This is a genomic window from Methylobacterium sp. BTF04 (assembly GCF_010692745.1).
In the GTDB taxonomy this organism is placed as follows: domain Bacteria; phylum Pseudomonadota; class Alphaproteobacteria; order Rhizobiales; family Beijerinckiaceae; genus Methylobacterium.
The window spans coordinates 24055-38548 of sequence record NZ_JAAHTB010000014.1; the positions used below are offsets into that span (position 1 = coordinate 24055).

Sequence of the window (14494 nt, forward strand, 5' to 3'; positions counted from 1 at the left end):
ATGCGTCACGTCCTCCTGCCGCGCCCTGCTCCCCGGCGCAGTCCCATGCGCCGTGCCCTGGCCCTCCACCGACCGCGATCGCCGTCCCGGAGCCGGATCGAACGGGACCGGGAGACCATCCGGCTCTCGGACGTCATCCTCGCCATGCTCGGTCTGACCCTGCTCGGTGCCCTCGGACTCATGGCCGGGGCCGGACTCCTCGGCCGCGTCCTGGCGCCCTGAATCGCTCTGCACGGCGCGCCATCGCGCCGCCTCTCAGACGCCTCTCACTCCGGACAACCGCAATGGCCCGCCCAAACGCAACCCGCCTGTTCAGCGCTGCCCTCGTCGGGCCGGCGCTCATCGGCGCCGTCACCAAGCTCGACCCCCGCACCATGATCAAGAACCCGGTCATGTTCGTGGTCGAAGTGGTGGCGGCCCTGACCACCGTCCTGTTCCTGCGCGACGTAGCGATCGGAGGTCCGAACCTCGCCTTCTCGGGCCAGATCATCCTCTGGCTGTGGTTCACCGTCCTGTTCGCCAATTTCGCCGAAGCCGTCGCGGAAGGCCGCGGCAAGGCCCAGGCGGACAGTCTGCGGCGGACGCGCACCGAGACCCTGGCCAAACGCCTCACCGGCGTCGGCCGTGCCTACGACACGGTGCCGGGCAACGACCTCAAGGTCGGCGACGTGGTGTTGGTCGAGGCCGGCGACATCATCCCGTCCGACGGCGAGGTGATCTGGGGCGTCGCCTCGGTGAACGAGGCGGCCATCACCGGCGAATCCGCCCCCGTCATCCGGGAATCGGGCGGCGACCGCTCGGCGGTGACCGGCGGCACCCAGGTGCTCTCCGACGAGATTCGCGTGCGCATCACGGCGGCGGCCGGATCGACCTTCGTCGACCGGATGATCGCCCTGGTCGAGGGGGCCTCGCGTCAGAAGACCCCGAACGAGATCGCGCTCAACATCCTGCTCGCCGGTCTGACCATCATCTTCATCTTCGCGGTGGCGAGCATCCCGAGCTTCGCCTCCTATGCCGGCGGCGCGATCCCGCTGATCGTGCTGGTGGCCCTGTTCGTGACGCTGATCCCCACCACTATCGGCGCGCTGCTCTCGGCCATCGGCATCGCCGGGATGGACCGGCTGGTGCGCTTCAACGTGCTCGCCATGTCGGGACGCGCCGTCGAGGCCGCCGGCGACGTCGACACCCTGCTTCTCGACAAGACCGGCACCATCACGCTGGGCAATCGCCAGGCCACCGAGTTCCGGCCCGTGCGCGGGGTGTCGGAGCGGGACCTCGCCGACGCGGCCCAGCTCGCCTCCCTCGCCGACGAGACTCCGGAGGGCCGCTCCATCGTCGTGCTCGCCAAGGAAAAGTACGGCATCCGGGCGCGCGATATGGCGAGCCTGAACACGACCTTCGTGCCCTTCACCGCGCAGACCCGGATGAGCGGCGTCGACATCGACGGGTCGTCCATCCGGAAGGGGGCGGTCGAGTCGATCATCGCCTCGGTGAGCCCGCAGCCGGCGATCACCCGTGGATCGGGCGCGGCTCTGGCCTACAGCCCCGGTGCGGCGAGCGAGACCGTGCGCGAAATTCAGACCATCGCCGAGGACGTCGCCAAGGCCGGCGGTACCCCGCTGGCGGTGACCCGCGACGGCCAGCTCCTCGGCGTGGTCTACCTCAAGGACATCGTGAAGGGCGGTATCCGCGAGCGCTTCGCCGAACTGCGCCGGATGGGCATCCGCACGGTGATGATCACCGGCGACAACCCGATGACCGCCGCCGCCATCGCCGCCGAGGCCGGCGTCGACGACTTCCTCGCCCAGGCGACCCCGGAGGACAAGCTGGCGCTGATCCGCAAGGAGCAGGCTCAGGGCAAGCTCGTCGCCATGTGCGGCGACGGCACCAACGACGCCCCGGCGCTCGCCCAGGCCGATGTCGGCGTCGCCATGAACACCGGTACGGTGGCCGCCCGCGAGGCCGGCAACATGGTCGATCTCGATTCCGATCCGACCAAGCTCATTGAGATCGTGGAGATCGGCAAGCAGCTCCTGATGACCCGCGGCGCGCTGACGACCTTCTCCATCGCCAACGACGTCGCCAAGTACTTCGCCATCATCCCGGCGATGTTCCTCGTGCTCTACCCGCAGCTCCAGGCTCTCAACGTCATGGGTCTCGCCTCTCCCGAAAGCGCGATCCTCTCGGCGATCATCTTCAACGCACTCATCATCGTCGCGCTGATCCCGCTGGCGCTGCGCGGCGTGACCTACCGGGCGGTCGGCGCCGGCGCCCTGCTGCGCCGCAACCTCCTGATCTATGGCCTCGGGGGCATCCTGGTGCCGTTCATCGGCATCAAGGCCATCGACCTCACCATCACCGCCCTGCACCTCGTCTGAGCCGCCGCGACCCGCCACATCCGAGATCCATCATGTTGAACCAGCTTCGCCCCGCCCTCGTCCTGATGATCGCCCTGACGGCGGTCACCGGGCTCGCCTATCCCCTCGCGATGACCGGTATCGCGGGGGCGATCTTCCCGGCCAAGGCCGCCGGCAGCCTCGTCGAGCGGGACGGAAAGCCCGTCGGCTCCAGCCTGATCGGGCAATCCTTCACCAGCGAGCGCTACTTCCAGGGGCGCCCCTCGGCGACGAGCGCCACGGACCCGGCCGATGCCACGAAGACCGTGCCGGCGCCCTACAATGCCGCGAACTCCTCGGGCTCCAATCTCGGACCGACCAGTGCTGCGCTCGCCGAGCGCGTGAAGGCCGATCTCGCCGCGCGTCAGGCCGAGAATCCCGGTCGCCCGGTTCCTGTCGATCTCGTGACCACCAGTGGATCGGGCCTCGATCCGGACCTCTCGCCCGACGCCGCCCTGTTCCAGGTGTCCCGGGTCGCCAAGGCGCGTAACCTGCCCGACGATCGGGTGCGCGGGCTCGTCGAGTCCCAGGTCCAGGGCCGCCTGCTCGGCATTCTCGGCGAGCCGCGCGTGAACGTGCTGGCTCTCAACCTCGCCCTGGATGATCTTGCGAAGGACAGTTCGGGCCGGAAGTAACGTCAGCGAATGAGCAGACACGCCACCTCGACCCACCACCGGGACCCGGATCGCCCCTCGCCCGACGCGCTGCTCGCAGCCGTACGTCGGGAGGAGGGACAGCGCGGCCGCCTCAAGATCTTCCTCGGCGCCGCGCCGGGAGTCGGCAAGACCTACGAGATGCTCACCGTCGGCCGCGCCCGGCTCAAGGCCGGAACCGACGTGGTCGTCGGGGTGGTGGAGACGCACGGGCGTGCCGAGACCCTGTCCCTCGTCGAGGGCTTCGAGGTGCTTCCCCGGCGCGCCGTCGCGTATCACGGCAAGACGCTGGAGGAGATGGACCTCGATGCGCTCCTCGCGCGCCGGCCTGCCCTGGCCCTGGTCGACGAACTCGCCCACACCAACGCCCCGGGCTCGCGGCATCCGAAGCGCTACCAGGATGTCGAGGAACTGCTCGATGCCGGCATCGACGTCCACACCACCCTCAACATCCAGCATGTGGAGAGCCTCAACGACGTCGTCGCGCAGATCACCCGCATCCGGGTCCGGGAGACCGTGCCCGACGGCATCCTCGACCGGGCCGACGACATCGAGGTGGTCGATCTCAACCCGGACGACCTCATCCAGCGCCTGAAGGACGGCAAGGTCTACGTGTCCGGCAACGCCGAGCGGGCCCTGAAGCACTATTTCTCGCGCGGCAACCTGACGGCCCTGCGGGAACTGGCGCTACGCCGCACCGCCGACCGGGTCGACGACGAACTTCTGAGCCACATGCGGGCCAACGCCATCGCGGGTCCATGGGGCGCGGGCGAGCGCGTGCTCGTCTGCGTCAGCGAGGACCCGCGTTCGGCCGGCCTGGTGCGTCATGCCAAGCGCCTCGCCGACCGGCTGCACGCGCCGTGGACCGCCGTCACCGTCGAGGGGCCGCGCAGCCTCACCATCGACGAGGCTGCGCGCGACCGCATCGCCGACACCCTGCGGCTCGCCGACCGTCTCGGCGGCGATGCCGTCACCCTGCCGGGCGGGCGCCGGGTCGCCGACGACATTCTCGCCTATGCGCGCTCGGCCAACGTCAACCACATCATCCTCGGCAAGGCCGATCGATCGCCGCTGTTCGAACTCCTCAACGGCTCGGTGGTGCACGACATCGTCCGCCGATCGGGCAACATCAGCATCCACGTCATCACCGGCGAGGCGACGAAGGCCGATCCGGTCCCGTCGAAGACCGTCGCCACGGCCCCCGTCACGCCGGCATTCGAGGCGTTCCCCTACGTGCTGGGGCTCCTCGCTACGGCGGCGGCCCTCGGGCTTGCCCTCCTGCTGGAGCCCACCCTCGGCGTCGAGAATGCCGACCTGATCCTGCTGACTGCCATCGTCGCGGTGGCGGTGCGCTCCGGCCTCGGCCCGTCGCTCCTCGCCGTGGTGGCGGCCTCGCTGTCCTACAATTTCTTCTTCTTGCCCCCGGTCTATACCCTCACCATCACCGACCCGACCAATATCGCCGCGTTCTTGCTGTTCACGGTGGTGGCGGTGGTGGTCTCGAACCTCGCCTCGCGGTCGCGACGGGTGGCGGTGGTCTCGCAGAACCGGGCCCGCGCCACGGAACGGCTCTACGGCTTCAGCCGCAAGCTCGCGGGCTGCGGCACCCTCGACGACGTGCTGTGGGCAACCTCTGCGCAGGTGGCGGCCATGCTCAAGGTCCGCGTGGTGCTCCTGCTTCCCGAGAACGGCGTCGTTGCGGTCGCCGCCGGATTCCCGCCCGAGGACATGCTCGACGCGGCGGATCTCGGCGCCGCCAAATGGGCCTTCGACAACGAGCGGCCGGCGGGCCGCGGTGCCGACACCCTGCCGGGGGCGAAGCGGCTGTTCCTGCCGATGCGGACGGGACGCGGCATCGTCGGGGTGATCGGCCTCGATGCGGACGGCACCGGCCCCATCCTCTCTCCCGAGGACCGACGCCTGTTCGACGCCCTCGCCGATATGGGCGCGCTCGCCATCGAGCGGGTCCGGCTTGTGGAGGACCTCGACCGGGCCGAGCGCGCCGCGGAGACCGACCGCCTTCGGCAGGCCCTGCTGACCTCGATTTCGCACGACCTGCGCACGCCGCTGTCATCGGTGCTCGGGGCGGCCACGACTCTGCGCGACCTCGACGACGCCCTGCCGCGTGACGCTAAAAGCGACCTCCTCGCGACCATCATCGCGGAATCGGAGCGGCTGAACCGCTTCATCGTCAACCTGCTCGACATGACCCGGCTGGAGGCAGGGGCGGTGGCCGCGAACCTCACCCTTCAGGATATCGGCGAGACCGTCGATACCGCCTTGCGGCGGATGGGTCCGATCCTCGGAGACCACCGCGTGGTGCTCGACGTCCGGCCGGCCCTGCCGGCCCTGCGTCTCGACCCGGTCCTGTTCGAGCAGGTGCTGGTCAACCTCCTCGACAACGCGGCCAAATACGCCCCCGAAGGATCGACGGTGACCATCGCGGGCGCGGTTCACCAGGGCCAGGTCTGCCTTCAGGTGCTGGACGAGGGTGGCGGTCTGCCCGAGGCCGATGTCGAGCGGGTGTTCGACAAGTTCTATCGCGTTCGCAAGGGTGACAGCGTCCGGGCGGGGACCGGTCTCGGCCTCGCCATCGCTCGCGGGTTCGTGGAGGCGATGGGGGGAACGTTGACGGCCGCCAATCGCCGGGACCGCACCGGCGCCGTCTTCACCATCGTCCTGCCGGTGCCTGCGGCCGGTGAGAGCCAACCGGACATCGCCGCATGAGTACGAGCATTCTGGTCATCGACGACGAGCCGCCGATCCGGAAGCTCCTGCGGATGGGTCTGGCGACGCAGGATTACGCGATTCACGAGGCGCCGAATGCGCGCACGGCCCTCGACATTCTCTCGCGGGAGACGGTCGACCTGATCATCCTCGACCTCGGGCTGCCCGACATGCGCGGGCACGATCTGCTGCGCCTCATACGCAAGGACCATCGCGACCTGCCCGTCGTCGTCCTGTCGAGCCGCGACGACGAGCCGGGCAAGGTCGAGGCCCTCGATCTCGGCGCCGACGACTACGTGACGAAGCCGTTCGGCATGGGCGAGTTGCTCGCCCGCATCCGCGCCGCCCTTCGCCACCAACTCGCCGTTCAGGGCGAGCGCCCCCTGTTCGAGGTCGATGGCCTCAGCGTCGACCTCGTCCGCCGATTGGTCCGGGTCCGTGGCGTCGAGGTGAAACTCACGCCGCGCGAATACGACTTCCTGCGTGTCCTGGTGCAGCATGCCGGCAAGGCGCTCACCCACGCCCAGCTCATGAAGGAGGTCTCGACCTCGTCCGACCCGCAATACCTGCGGGTGTATATGCGCCAGCTCCGGCTCAAGCTGGAGGCCGATCCCGAGCGGCCGCGCATCCTTCTCACCGAGACCGGCGTCGGGTACCGGATGCGGGCACCGGACGATGACATCCGTACCTGAAGAAACGCGCCCCATCGCCGAGGCAACCTCTCCGTACCCATCCCCCCGAACAGCGTCGGAGTGAACACCGTGAGCGATCCTGGCCCACCGAAACCGGGCTTTCCGGCATGACCATCGAGGAATTCCTGGCGCCGGAGCATGTGGCCGTCGGGGTCCGCGCGTCCAGCAAGCCTGTGCTCATGGCCGACCTTGCCCGCCGCGCCGCGCAGGCGCTCGCCGGCGATGCGACGCTCATCCGCACGGCCTTGGACAAGCGCGAGATTCTGGGCTCCACCGGCGTGGGGGATGGCATCGCGCTTCCGCATGCGCGGATCGACGGGGTGGTGCGGCCGTTCGGTCTGCTGATGCGTCTGCGGGAGGCGGTCGCCTTCGACGCCATCGACGAGCGCCCCGTCGATCTCGTCTTCCTGCTGCTCCTGCCGTCGGATCCGCAAGCCGTGCAACGGATGACGCTTGCCTGCGTCGCCCGGCGGTTGCGCGCACCCGACGTCGCTGCCGCGATGCGTGGCGCCCGGGACGCCGCCGCCCTCTACGCGATCATGCTTGGCGCCGAACCCATTCGCTGAGGCGAGGGACCCGGCCGCTCTCAGATCCGGAGTTCGACCCGGTCCGTCGCGATCACCACCGCGTCGGGGCGACGGTCGGTGGCATCGATCGCATAATGCATCGCGTCGTGACGGGTCCGGAACAGACCGCCGGCCAAGCCGTGGATCTCGACGGCGACCCACCGCCCTTGCGGGTCCTGACCGACGATGAATTGGGGCGCCTCGGCAATAAGAGCGGCGACTGGAAGAGCGGCGACTGGGACAGCGAGGGACATGGACCGGCTTGGGGTTTGCGCGATCCATCGTCGGGACCGCGTCTACAAACTGCGCCGGACCGCATAAGGGTTCGAGCCGGAGCCGGCGATGATGAAATAAGGGACCCATCAGGATTCGCCGCACAGGGCATCCGACGGCATACCGCACCCCCGTGTCGTCAGGCACTGCAGGTGCCGGGGCGTACGCACGAAAACGGCGCGCCGCGGCGCGCCGTCTCCGGGGTATCGATCGGTTTAGACTTAGACCGCGCGGGCCTGATGCAGCTTGGCGATCTGTTCGGTGCTGTAGCCGAGGTCGCCCAGGACCTCGTCGGTGTGCTCACCGAGCAGGGGGGAGGACTTGATGTCGACCGTCATGTCCGAGAATTTGATCGGGCTGCCGACCGTCAGGTACGAGCCGAGCTTGGGGTGCTGGACCTCGACCACCGTGCCGCTCTCACGCAGCGACGGATCGACGGAGAGTTCCTTCATCGACAGAACCGGAGCGCACGGGATGTCGAACTTGCGCAGGATGTCGACGGCCTCGAACTTGGTCTTGTCCGCGAGCCACTCCTCGATGGTCTTGAAGATGTCGAAGATCTTGTCCTGACGGGCGCGGGCGGTGTTGTAGGCCGGATCTTCGATCCACTCTTCCTTGCCGAGCGCTTTGCAGATCGGGGTCCAGGCGTGGCCCTGGATCGTGAAGTAGATGTAGGCGTTCGGGTCGGTCTCCCAGCCCTTGCACTTCAGCACCCAGCCCGGCTGGCCGCCGCCGCCGGCATTGCCGCCGCGCGGCACCACATCGGTGAATTCACCGTGCGGATATTGCGGATACTCTTCGAGGTAGCCGAGCGCATCGAGGCGCTGCTGGTCGCGCAGCTTCACGCGGCAGAGGTTGAGCACCGAATCCTGCATCGAGACGGCGACCTTCTGGCCCTTGCCGGTCTTGTTCTTCTGGTGGAGCGCCGTGAGGATGCCGATGGCCAGATGCATGCCGGTGTTGGAATCACCGAGCGCCGCGGCGCTGACGGTGGGCGGGCCGTCCCAGAATCCGGTGGTGGAGGCCGCACCGCCGGCACATTGCGCGACGTTCTCGTAGACCTTCAGGTCCTCGTAGTGATGCCCGTCGGAGAAGCCCTTCACCGAAGCGACGATCATGCCCGGGTTGAGTTCGTTGATGCGGGCCCAGGTGAAGCCCATGCGGTCGAGGGCGCCGGGGCCGAAATTCTCCACCAGCACGTCCGATTGCTTGATCAGCGTCTCGAGGACTTCCTTGCCTTCGGGGGTCTTGGTGTCCAGGGTCAGCGAACGCTTGTTCGAATTGAGCATGGTGAAGTACAGGGCGTCGGCACCCTCGACGTGGCGGAGCTGCGACCGTGTCACGTCGCCGGAACCCGGGCGCTCGACCTTGATCACGTCGGCGCCGAACCAGGCCAGCAACTGCGTGCAGGCCGGACCGGCCTGGACGTGGGTGAAATCGATGATCTTGATTCCCTCGAGCGGCTTACTCATCGCGACGTTCTCCCTATCAGATGATCTGATGACGCTTGTTGATCGGGTTGTCTGACGCTCGGTTCGATCCGAGATGTTTTCTTGGCCCGTCTTCACGTGTTGCGACGACTTTGGGCGTGTTGAGGTGATTGCGTTCGGGCGCTTTCAAGCAACGCGGGCTTCGAGTTCCGCGATGCGCTGGCGCATCTGGCGTTCGTCGCCCCACCGTTTGGTCTCGTCCCGGATGATGGCCGCGACCCCGACCACCGTATCGTCGGCCCCGTGGAGCAATCCGACCGTGAAGGCGATCGACAGGGACCGGCCGTCCTTGTGCAGGGCCGGTACCCGGAGGACGTCCGCGCCGTAACGGGTGATCCCGGTGCGCATGGTCTTGGCGTACCCGTCCCAATGCCGCTGGCGCTGACGTTCCGGCGTGATCAGGTCGAGGGATTGGCCGAGAGCCTCGGCCGGCGTGTAGCCGAAGATCCGCTCGGCAGCCGGATTCCAGACAACGATCGCTCCGTCGGCATCCGACACGACGACGGCATCGCCGGCTGCCGCAATCAATTGACCGAAATCGATTTGCTGTGACATGGGGCTGCCGACCGCTTCTCTGCTGTATTCATCCCTTTCGCCCGATGGGCGATAGCGCGTTCAGCACGTTTCAGCCTGTCGCGGTCGTTTCGTGCCGTACGAGGCTGAGGTCACGACAGCTTAGCCGCGTCGCGGTGGGGCCGGCCTGTGCTGCGGATGTTTGTGATCCGTCATGGCTATGATTTCCTCCACTGTTTCGGACAGCATCTCGGCTGTCCGGCGGCGTATCGTGGCGTCGCTTTTGTGCGCGCTCTCTGTTGGTATTTGGTATGCCAACGCGATATGGGTGTCAACAGAGCCGGTCGAGGGTGACCGATCAGACGCCACCGTGGTCTGGCTTCACGCGCCGAGCGGCGTATCCGTCACGACGAACAAGATCGATTCACCCGAAACGAAAACCCGCGTTCAGGAGGAGACCCGAGATGGACAACGGGCCGAGCATCACGATCACCCAGGTCGAAGGTTACAAGTTCGTCGTCGATTTCGGCCGGATGCTGCCGAGCCTCGCCGTCGACGAAGCCCCGCCGATCGGGGGCGGCGAAGGGCCGTACCCCGAGCAGCTCCTCGTTGCCGGCGTCACCAATTGCTTGTGTGCCAGCCTGATGTTCGCATTGGGGAAATACAAGCAGGATGGCGGCGGCATCACCGCGGACGCCAAGTTCCAACTCGAGCGCAACACGGAGGGCCGTCTGCGCATCAGCGGGATCGAAGTAGCGATCGCATTGGGCGCCGCGACGGAGGCGATGCCACGGATCGACAAGGTTCTGAATCAGTTCGAGCGGTTCTGTACTGTGTCCGAGAGCGTCAAGGCCGGTGTTCCCGTCACGGTGTCCGTGCGCGACAGGACCGGTATGCTGTTGACGTGATGTGGGGAACGCAGCCCAAGACTGCCTCCGACACCCGATTGGGACAGGAAATGCCATGACAACCACCGAGACCACCACCGAACGCGCGCACGACCCGGAGGATCTCGCACGTCTCTTCATCGCGCGGGCCAATGCCGGCGATACCGAGGGGCTCGTCGCCCTCTACGAACCGGATGCGGTACTGGCGGCAGGCGCCGTCGTGGCCACGGGGCACCAAGAGATTCGGCGCTTCTACACCGACCTGTTGGCGCGGCGGTCGGAATTTCCGAGCGTCGAGGCGTTGCCCGCCCTTCGGAACGGCCTCCTCGCCATGACCTTCGCCCGTCTGCCGAACGGTACCATTTCGGTGGAGACGGCCCGTCAGCAGGCCGATGGCGGCTGGCTGTGGGTCATCGATCAATTGAAGATCAAGCCGCTCAGCCCGGCGCAGCGCGATTGACCGGCTGAAACCAGTTCCGGGAGCCCGGATTCGGTGCGCCGGTTTCGATGTGGCTGCGGTTTCGTCTCGGTCGACCGGGCCACCGCAGTCGAGAACGCATCAAGGAGGGCGGCATGATCGATCCCCGGCTCGCCGGCCGGCTCGGCTTCGCACATCGGCTACCGACCAAGGCACCGTTGCCAGTGGGGCGGACCGCGCTCGGCCTCTTCGCCGAGCGTGATGCGGTGCTGGTCGTACCGCCCGGCATCGACCCGCGCCGGCCGGTACCGCTCGTAGTGCTGTTCCATGGCGGCGGCGGCAGTGCCGAAAAAATCCTGCCGATGCTGGAAGCCCATGCCGCTGAGCGGGGTTTCCTGCTCCTGGCTCCCCAATCGCTGTTTCCGACCTGGGACCTCGTGATCGGCGGCCACGGGCCGGATCGCGAACGGCTCGATCTCGCGCTGACGGAGGTCGCGTCGCGCTTCATGCTCGACCCGACGCACCTCGCTTTCGCCGGTCATTCCGACGGAGGGAGTTACGCGCTCTCCCTCGGGCTCGCCAACGGGGATCTCGTCACCCACGTCGTCGTCTCCTCGGCGGGCTTCATGGCGGCTCTCATGCAGACGGGGGCCCCGCGCATCTTCCTCTCTCACGGGACCGCCGACACGCAGATTCCCATCGACGGGAGTGCCCGCGTCCACGCAGCACGGCTCGCGGCGGCCGGCTATGACGTGACGTTCGTCACGTATGACGGGCCGCATGCCTATCGGCCGGAGGTGGTGGCGCAGGCTGTGGATTTCCTCTTCGCCGATGCCCAGCAATCCGTTCCCTCCGAGAGTAGTCGGACCCAATAGGCTGCGACGGTACCGAGGCCGCGTCCTGTCTTGGTCACAGACCGGCTGGGTTCTGCTGCCCAATGTCGCTGGCGCTCACAGGGAACGTCATCGCAGGCCGGGTCACAACACCGTGAGATGCTAAGCATTCTTAATAGGTTGAGCCCTAGCGAGGTGCTTTACGGGAACCGGATATGTTTCGTGCAAGCGTCTTGCCCCTTCTTACGCTTGCCAAATCCGTTACGATTGCCTTGCGGCCGCGGTCTCTCAGCCTGCTCGTCCTCTCCAGCGTTCTTCTGGCTGTGCTGATTGCTGTCTCCGCCGCAGCATTCATCGTCGATCTGCACGACCGCGCCATCGATGACAGCGAACGTAACCTGATCAGTCTGTCCACGGTGCTCGCCGACCAGGCCGATCGGGCGCTGCAGGCGATCGAACTCGTTCAGGAGGCCGTCATCGAGGAAATTCGCCTCGCCGAGATCGTCGATGAGGAGCACTTCATCGCGCAAATCTCGACGTTGGCGATGCATCAGGCGCTCAAGGCCCGGACGAGCGCTTTGCCGCAGGTGAATGCGATCACGCTGGTCGACCAGACCGGAAAACTGCGCAACTTCACCCGCTACTGGCCGATCCCCGATGTCAGCATCGCGGATCGCGACTACTTCAAAGCCATCGTGGCGGATCACGCCATGCAGCGGATCGTCAGCCAGCCCGTCGAAAATCGCGGCGATGGCACATGGACCATCTATATCGCCCGCAAGATTTCCGGCCCGGACGGTAAGTTTCTTGGTCTGGTACTCGGTGCCGTCGAGCTTCAATACTTCACGAAACTCTACCGGCAGATCGCGCCCGCACCGGACTACGTCATCTCGATGTTCCGCAACGATGGCGTGCTGCTGGTTCGGCATCCTCACCGGGACGGTACCATCGGGCGTGGCTTCCAGCGCGCTGGGGCCTCCCTCATCACCGCCAGGGGTGCATCCGGCGGCGTCTTGCGCAACGTCAGCCCCATCGACTCGCAGGATCGTCTGATTGCCGCGCGGTCACTCGCGAATTACCCGGCCATCCTGAGTGTGAGCCGCACCGCAGCGGCGAGCCTCGCGCAATGGTGGCGACAGGCAACGGTTCTCGGGGCGGCGGCTGTGTCGCTCGATCTCGGCCTCTTGGGTCTGGTCATCCTCGGCGTCCGCCAGGCCCGAAGCCAGGAGGATCTGCTGCGCGCCAACACGGCACAAGCCGCGGCGGAAGAGCGTGAGCGGGGCGAACGCGACCTGCGGACCCAGTATGCGCGATTCGGCATTGCCCTCAACAACATGACCCAAGGTCTGTGCCTGTTCGACGGTGACGACCGGCTCATCGTCATGAACGCCCGGTTCGTCGGGATGCATGCGATCCCCACCGCGTTGCATCGCAGGGGGACGGCGAGGGCGGACATCCGCGCGCATCTGGCGATCCAGGGCGGCGCCACCAGCGGCGCGTGGCCGTTCCATCTGCGCGAAGCCACCGACGCCGGCAGCCAATCCGAGGCGCTGGCCTCGTTCACCTGGGACCTGGCCGACGGCCGTGCCATCGGCGTCGTCTATGCGGAGATTCCGGGCGGGGGCTGGCTCTGCACCCACGAGGACGTCACCGACCGCGCCCGGAGCGAGGCACAGATCGTTCACATGGCGCGACACGACGCACTGACGGGCCTCCCGAACCGGGCCTACCTGCGCGAGCGCATGGAGGCGGTGTTGGCGAGCCGACCACGGGGGCAGGGCGGCGCGGTGCTGTATCTCGATCTCGACGGCTTCAAGATGGTCAACGATACGTTCGGCCATCCGGCCGGCGATGAACTGCTCCGGCACGTCGCACACCGCCTGCACGTCGCCAAGCACGATACCGATTTCGTGGCACGCCTCGGCGGCGACGAATTCGCCATCGTCCAATCCTGTCCGGATCAGCCGATGGCCGCGTCTGTCCTGGCTGCGCGGGTGGTCGAGATGCTCGAGGCTCCCTTCACCATTCAGGGCCAGGAAATCGTCATCGGCACCAGCATCGGCATCGCCACCGCCGAGCAGACCGGTGTCACGAGCGATACGCTGCTGCGCCGGGCCGACGTCGCGCTCTATGAAGCCAAGGCTGCGGGCCGGGGCACCTGGCGCTTCTTCGACCTTGCCATGGATGCGGCGATCCAGCGTCGGCATCATCTCGCGCTCGACATGCGGTTTGCCCTGGCGGAGGGGCAGTTCGAACTGCATTACCAGCCCGTGGTCGAGACGCGGACGCACGCCTTGCGGGGGTTCGAGGCCCTGCTGCGCTGGCACCACCCCGAACACGGGCTCGTCAGCCCCGCCGAATTCATCCCTCTCGCGGAGGAGACGGGACTGATCAAGGCGATGGGCGCCTGGGCCCTGGCGAAGGCCTGTGCGGATGCCACCTGCTGGCCCGACCCGATCAAAGTCGCGGTCAATCTTTCGTCCGTGCAATTCGTCCGCGGCAACCTCGTCGACGAGGTGCAGCAGGCGCTCGCGGCGTCCGGCCTCGCGGCGAGCCGCCTCGAACTCGAGATCACCGAGTCCGTGCTTCTCCGAGACAACGACGAGACCTTCGCGGTCCTGCATCAGCTGCGGGCCCTCGGCCTGCAGATCTCGATGGACGATTTCGGAACCGGCTATTCGAGCGTGAGCTACCTGCGCCGGTTTCCCTTCGACAAGCTCAAGATCGACCAATGCTTCATCCGCAACCTCGAGCGTGACGATGGAAGCATCGCCATCGTCCGGGCCATGATCGGGCTCGGCAAGGCGCTCGCCATGAACGTCATCGCGGAAGGCGTGGAGACGGTGGAGCAGGCCAGCATCCTGCAGGCGGAAGGCTGTGACGAGTTGCAGGGCTACCTGTTCAGCAAACCGCTGCCGCTGCTCGCCACCCCCGGCATCATCGAACGGCACGCCTTCGCCGCGGCGAAGGCGGACTGTGAAGGCGTGCCGGATCAGCCGCGGAGGCACGCCGTTCACAGGGCGGCGTGATCCGCCCGGCACAGGGG

At 67.1% G+C, this 14494-nt stretch carries 13 protein-coding genes; 10 read left to right on the forward strand and 3 right to left on the reverse strand.

Going from position 1 to position 14494, the window contains the following annotated elements; translation table 11 throughout:
• From G3T14_RS10870 to G3T14_RS10895, 6 genes are all read left to right on the forward strand, one after another.
• Entirely contained in the window at positions 1-222 is a 222-nt protein-coding gene (locus tag G3T14_RS10870) for a hypothetical protein (protein ID WP_163642568.1), read from the forward strand.
• Between the two features lie 62 nt (positions 223-284).
• Positions 285-2378 (forward strand): potassium-transporting ATPase subunit KdpB, encoded by a 2094-nt coding sequence (gene kdpB, locus G3T14_RS10875; RefSeq protein WP_163642569.1) that lies wholly within the window; start codon positions 285-287, stop codon positions 2376-2378.
• A gap of 32 nt (positions 2379-2410) precedes the next feature.
• A complete protein-coding gene (locus G3T14_RS10880; protein WP_163642570.1) occupies positions 2411-3031 on the forward strand; it encodes a K(+)-transporting ATPase subunit C in 621 nt (206 codons plus the stop codon).
• Positions 3032-3040: 9 nt separating this feature from the next.
• Positions 3041-5776, forward strand: a complete 2736-nt coding sequence (locus G3T14_RS10885) for a sensor histidine kinase KdpD (RefSeq protein WP_163642571.1) — start codon at positions 3041-3043, stop codon at positions 5774-5776.
• Complete coding sequence (locus G3T14_RS10890; protein WP_163642572.1) at positions 5773-6468, forward strand: response regulator transcription factor; 696 nt, start codon at positions 5773-5775, stop codon at positions 6466-6468. The genes G3T14_RS10885 and G3T14_RS10890 overlap by 4 nt, the downstream gene beginning before the upstream one ends.
• A 107-nt stretch (positions 6469-6575) precedes the next feature.
• Positions 6576-7034 carry a PTS sugar transporter subunit IIA gene (locus G3T14_RS10895; protein WP_163642573.1) on the forward strand — a complete coding sequence of 153 codons (459 nt, stop codon included), beginning with the start codon at positions 6576-6578 and terminating at the stop codon, positions 7032-7034.
• A gap of 20 nt (positions 7035-7054) precedes the next feature.
• Here the strand turns inward: G3T14_RS10895 and G3T14_RS10900 are convergent, their stop codons facing one another.
• The 3 genes from G3T14_RS10900 to G3T14_RS10910 form a co-directional block, all read right to left on the reverse strand.
• Positions 7055-7288: a hypothetical protein gene (locus tag G3T14_RS10900; protein WP_163642574.1), complete on the reverse strand. Its 234-nt coding sequence runs from the start codon at positions 7286-7288 to the stop codon at positions 7055-7057.
• A gap of 240 nt (positions 7289-7528) precedes the next feature.
• Positions 7529-8779 carry a formyl-CoA transferase gene (gene frc / locus G3T14_RS10905; protein ID WP_163642575.1) on the reverse strand — a complete coding sequence of 417 codons (1251 nt, stop codon included), beginning with the start codon at positions 8777-8779 and terminating at the stop codon, positions 7529-7531.
• 144 nt (positions 8780-8923) lie between these two features.
• Positions 8924-9352, reverse strand: a complete 429-nt coding sequence (locus G3T14_RS10910) for a PAS domain S-box protein (RefSeq protein ID WP_163642576.1) — start codon at positions 9350-9352, stop codon at positions 8924-8926.
• Between the two features lie 422 nt (positions 9353-9774).
• Between G3T14_RS10910 and G3T14_RS10915 the strand changes: the two genes are divergently transcribed.
• The 4 genes from G3T14_RS10915 (at position 9775) to G3T14_RS10930 (ending at position 14477) form a co-directional block, all read left to right on the forward strand.
• The gene (locus G3T14_RS10915) at positions 9775-10218 is read left to right on the forward strand and encodes an OsmC family protein (protein WP_163642577.1); all 444 of its coding nucleotides are present in this window, start codon (positions 9775-9777) and stop codon (positions 10216-10218) included.
• Positions 10219-10273: 55 nt separating this feature from the next.
• Positions 10274-10657: a nuclear transport factor 2 family protein gene (locus G3T14_RS10920; protein WP_163642578.1), complete on the forward strand. Its 384-nt coding sequence runs from the start codon at positions 10274-10276 to the stop codon at positions 10655-10657.
• Between the two features lie 113 nt (positions 10658-10770).
• Positions 10771-11490, forward strand: a complete 720-nt coding sequence (locus tag G3T14_RS10925) for an esterase (protein WP_163642579.1) — start codon at positions 10771-10773, stop codon at positions 11488-11490.
• Between the two features lie 230 nt (positions 11491-11720).
• Positions 11721-14477: an EAL domain-containing protein gene (locus G3T14_RS10930; protein ID WP_246733204.1), complete on the forward strand. Its 2757-nt coding sequence runs from the start codon at positions 11721-11723 to the stop codon at positions 14475-14477.
• Positions 14478-14494 lie beyond the last annotated feature (17 nt).

Bases quoted from the DNA above. Each gene is read 5' to 3' on its own strand.
- G3T14_RS10870 (WP_163642568.1), top strand. From the start codon at position 1: ATGCGTCACGTCCTCCTGCCGCGCCCTGCTCCCCGGCGCAGTCCCATG.
- kdpB (WP_163642569.1), top strand. From the start codon at position 285: ATGGCCCGCCCAAACGCAACCCGCCTGTTCAGCGCTGCCCTCGTCGGG.
- G3T14_RS10880 (WP_163642570.1), top strand. From the start codon at position 2,411: ATGTTGAACCAGCTTCGCCCCGCCCTCGTCCTGATGATCGCCCTGACG.
- G3T14_RS10885 (WP_163642571.1), top strand. From the start codon at position 3,041: ATGAGCAGACACGCCACCTCGACCCACCACCGGGACCCGGATCGCCCC.
- G3T14_RS10890 (WP_163642572.1), top strand. From the start codon at position 5,773: ATGAGTACGAGCATTCTGGTCATCGACGACGAGCCGCCGATCCGGAAG.
- G3T14_RS10895 (WP_163642573.1), top strand. From the start codon at position 6,576: ATGACCATCGAGGAATTCCTGGCGCCGGAGCATGTGGCCGTCGGGGTC.
- G3T14_RS10900 (WP_163642574.1), bottom strand. From the start codon at position 7,288: ATGTCCCTCGCTGTCCCAGTCGCCGCTCTTCCAGTCGCCGCTCTTATT.
- frc (WP_163642575.1), bottom strand. From the start codon at position 8,779: ATGAGTAAGCCGCTCGAGGGAATCAAGATCATCGATTTCACCCACGTC.
- G3T14_RS10910 (WP_163642576.1), bottom strand. From the start codon at position 9,352: ATGTCACAGCAAATCGATTTCGGTCAATTGATTGCGGCAGCCGGCGAT.
- G3T14_RS10915 (WP_163642577.1), top strand. From the start codon at position 9,775: ATGGACAACGGGCCGAGCATCACGATCACCCAGGTCGAAGGTTACAAG.
- G3T14_RS10920 (WP_163642578.1), top strand. From the start codon at position 10,274: ATGACAACCACCGAGACCACCACCGAACGCGCGCACGACCCGGAGGAT.
- G3T14_RS10925 (WP_163642579.1), top strand. From the start codon at position 10,771: ATGATCGATCCCCGGCTCGCCGGCCGGCTCGGCTTCGCACATCGGCTA.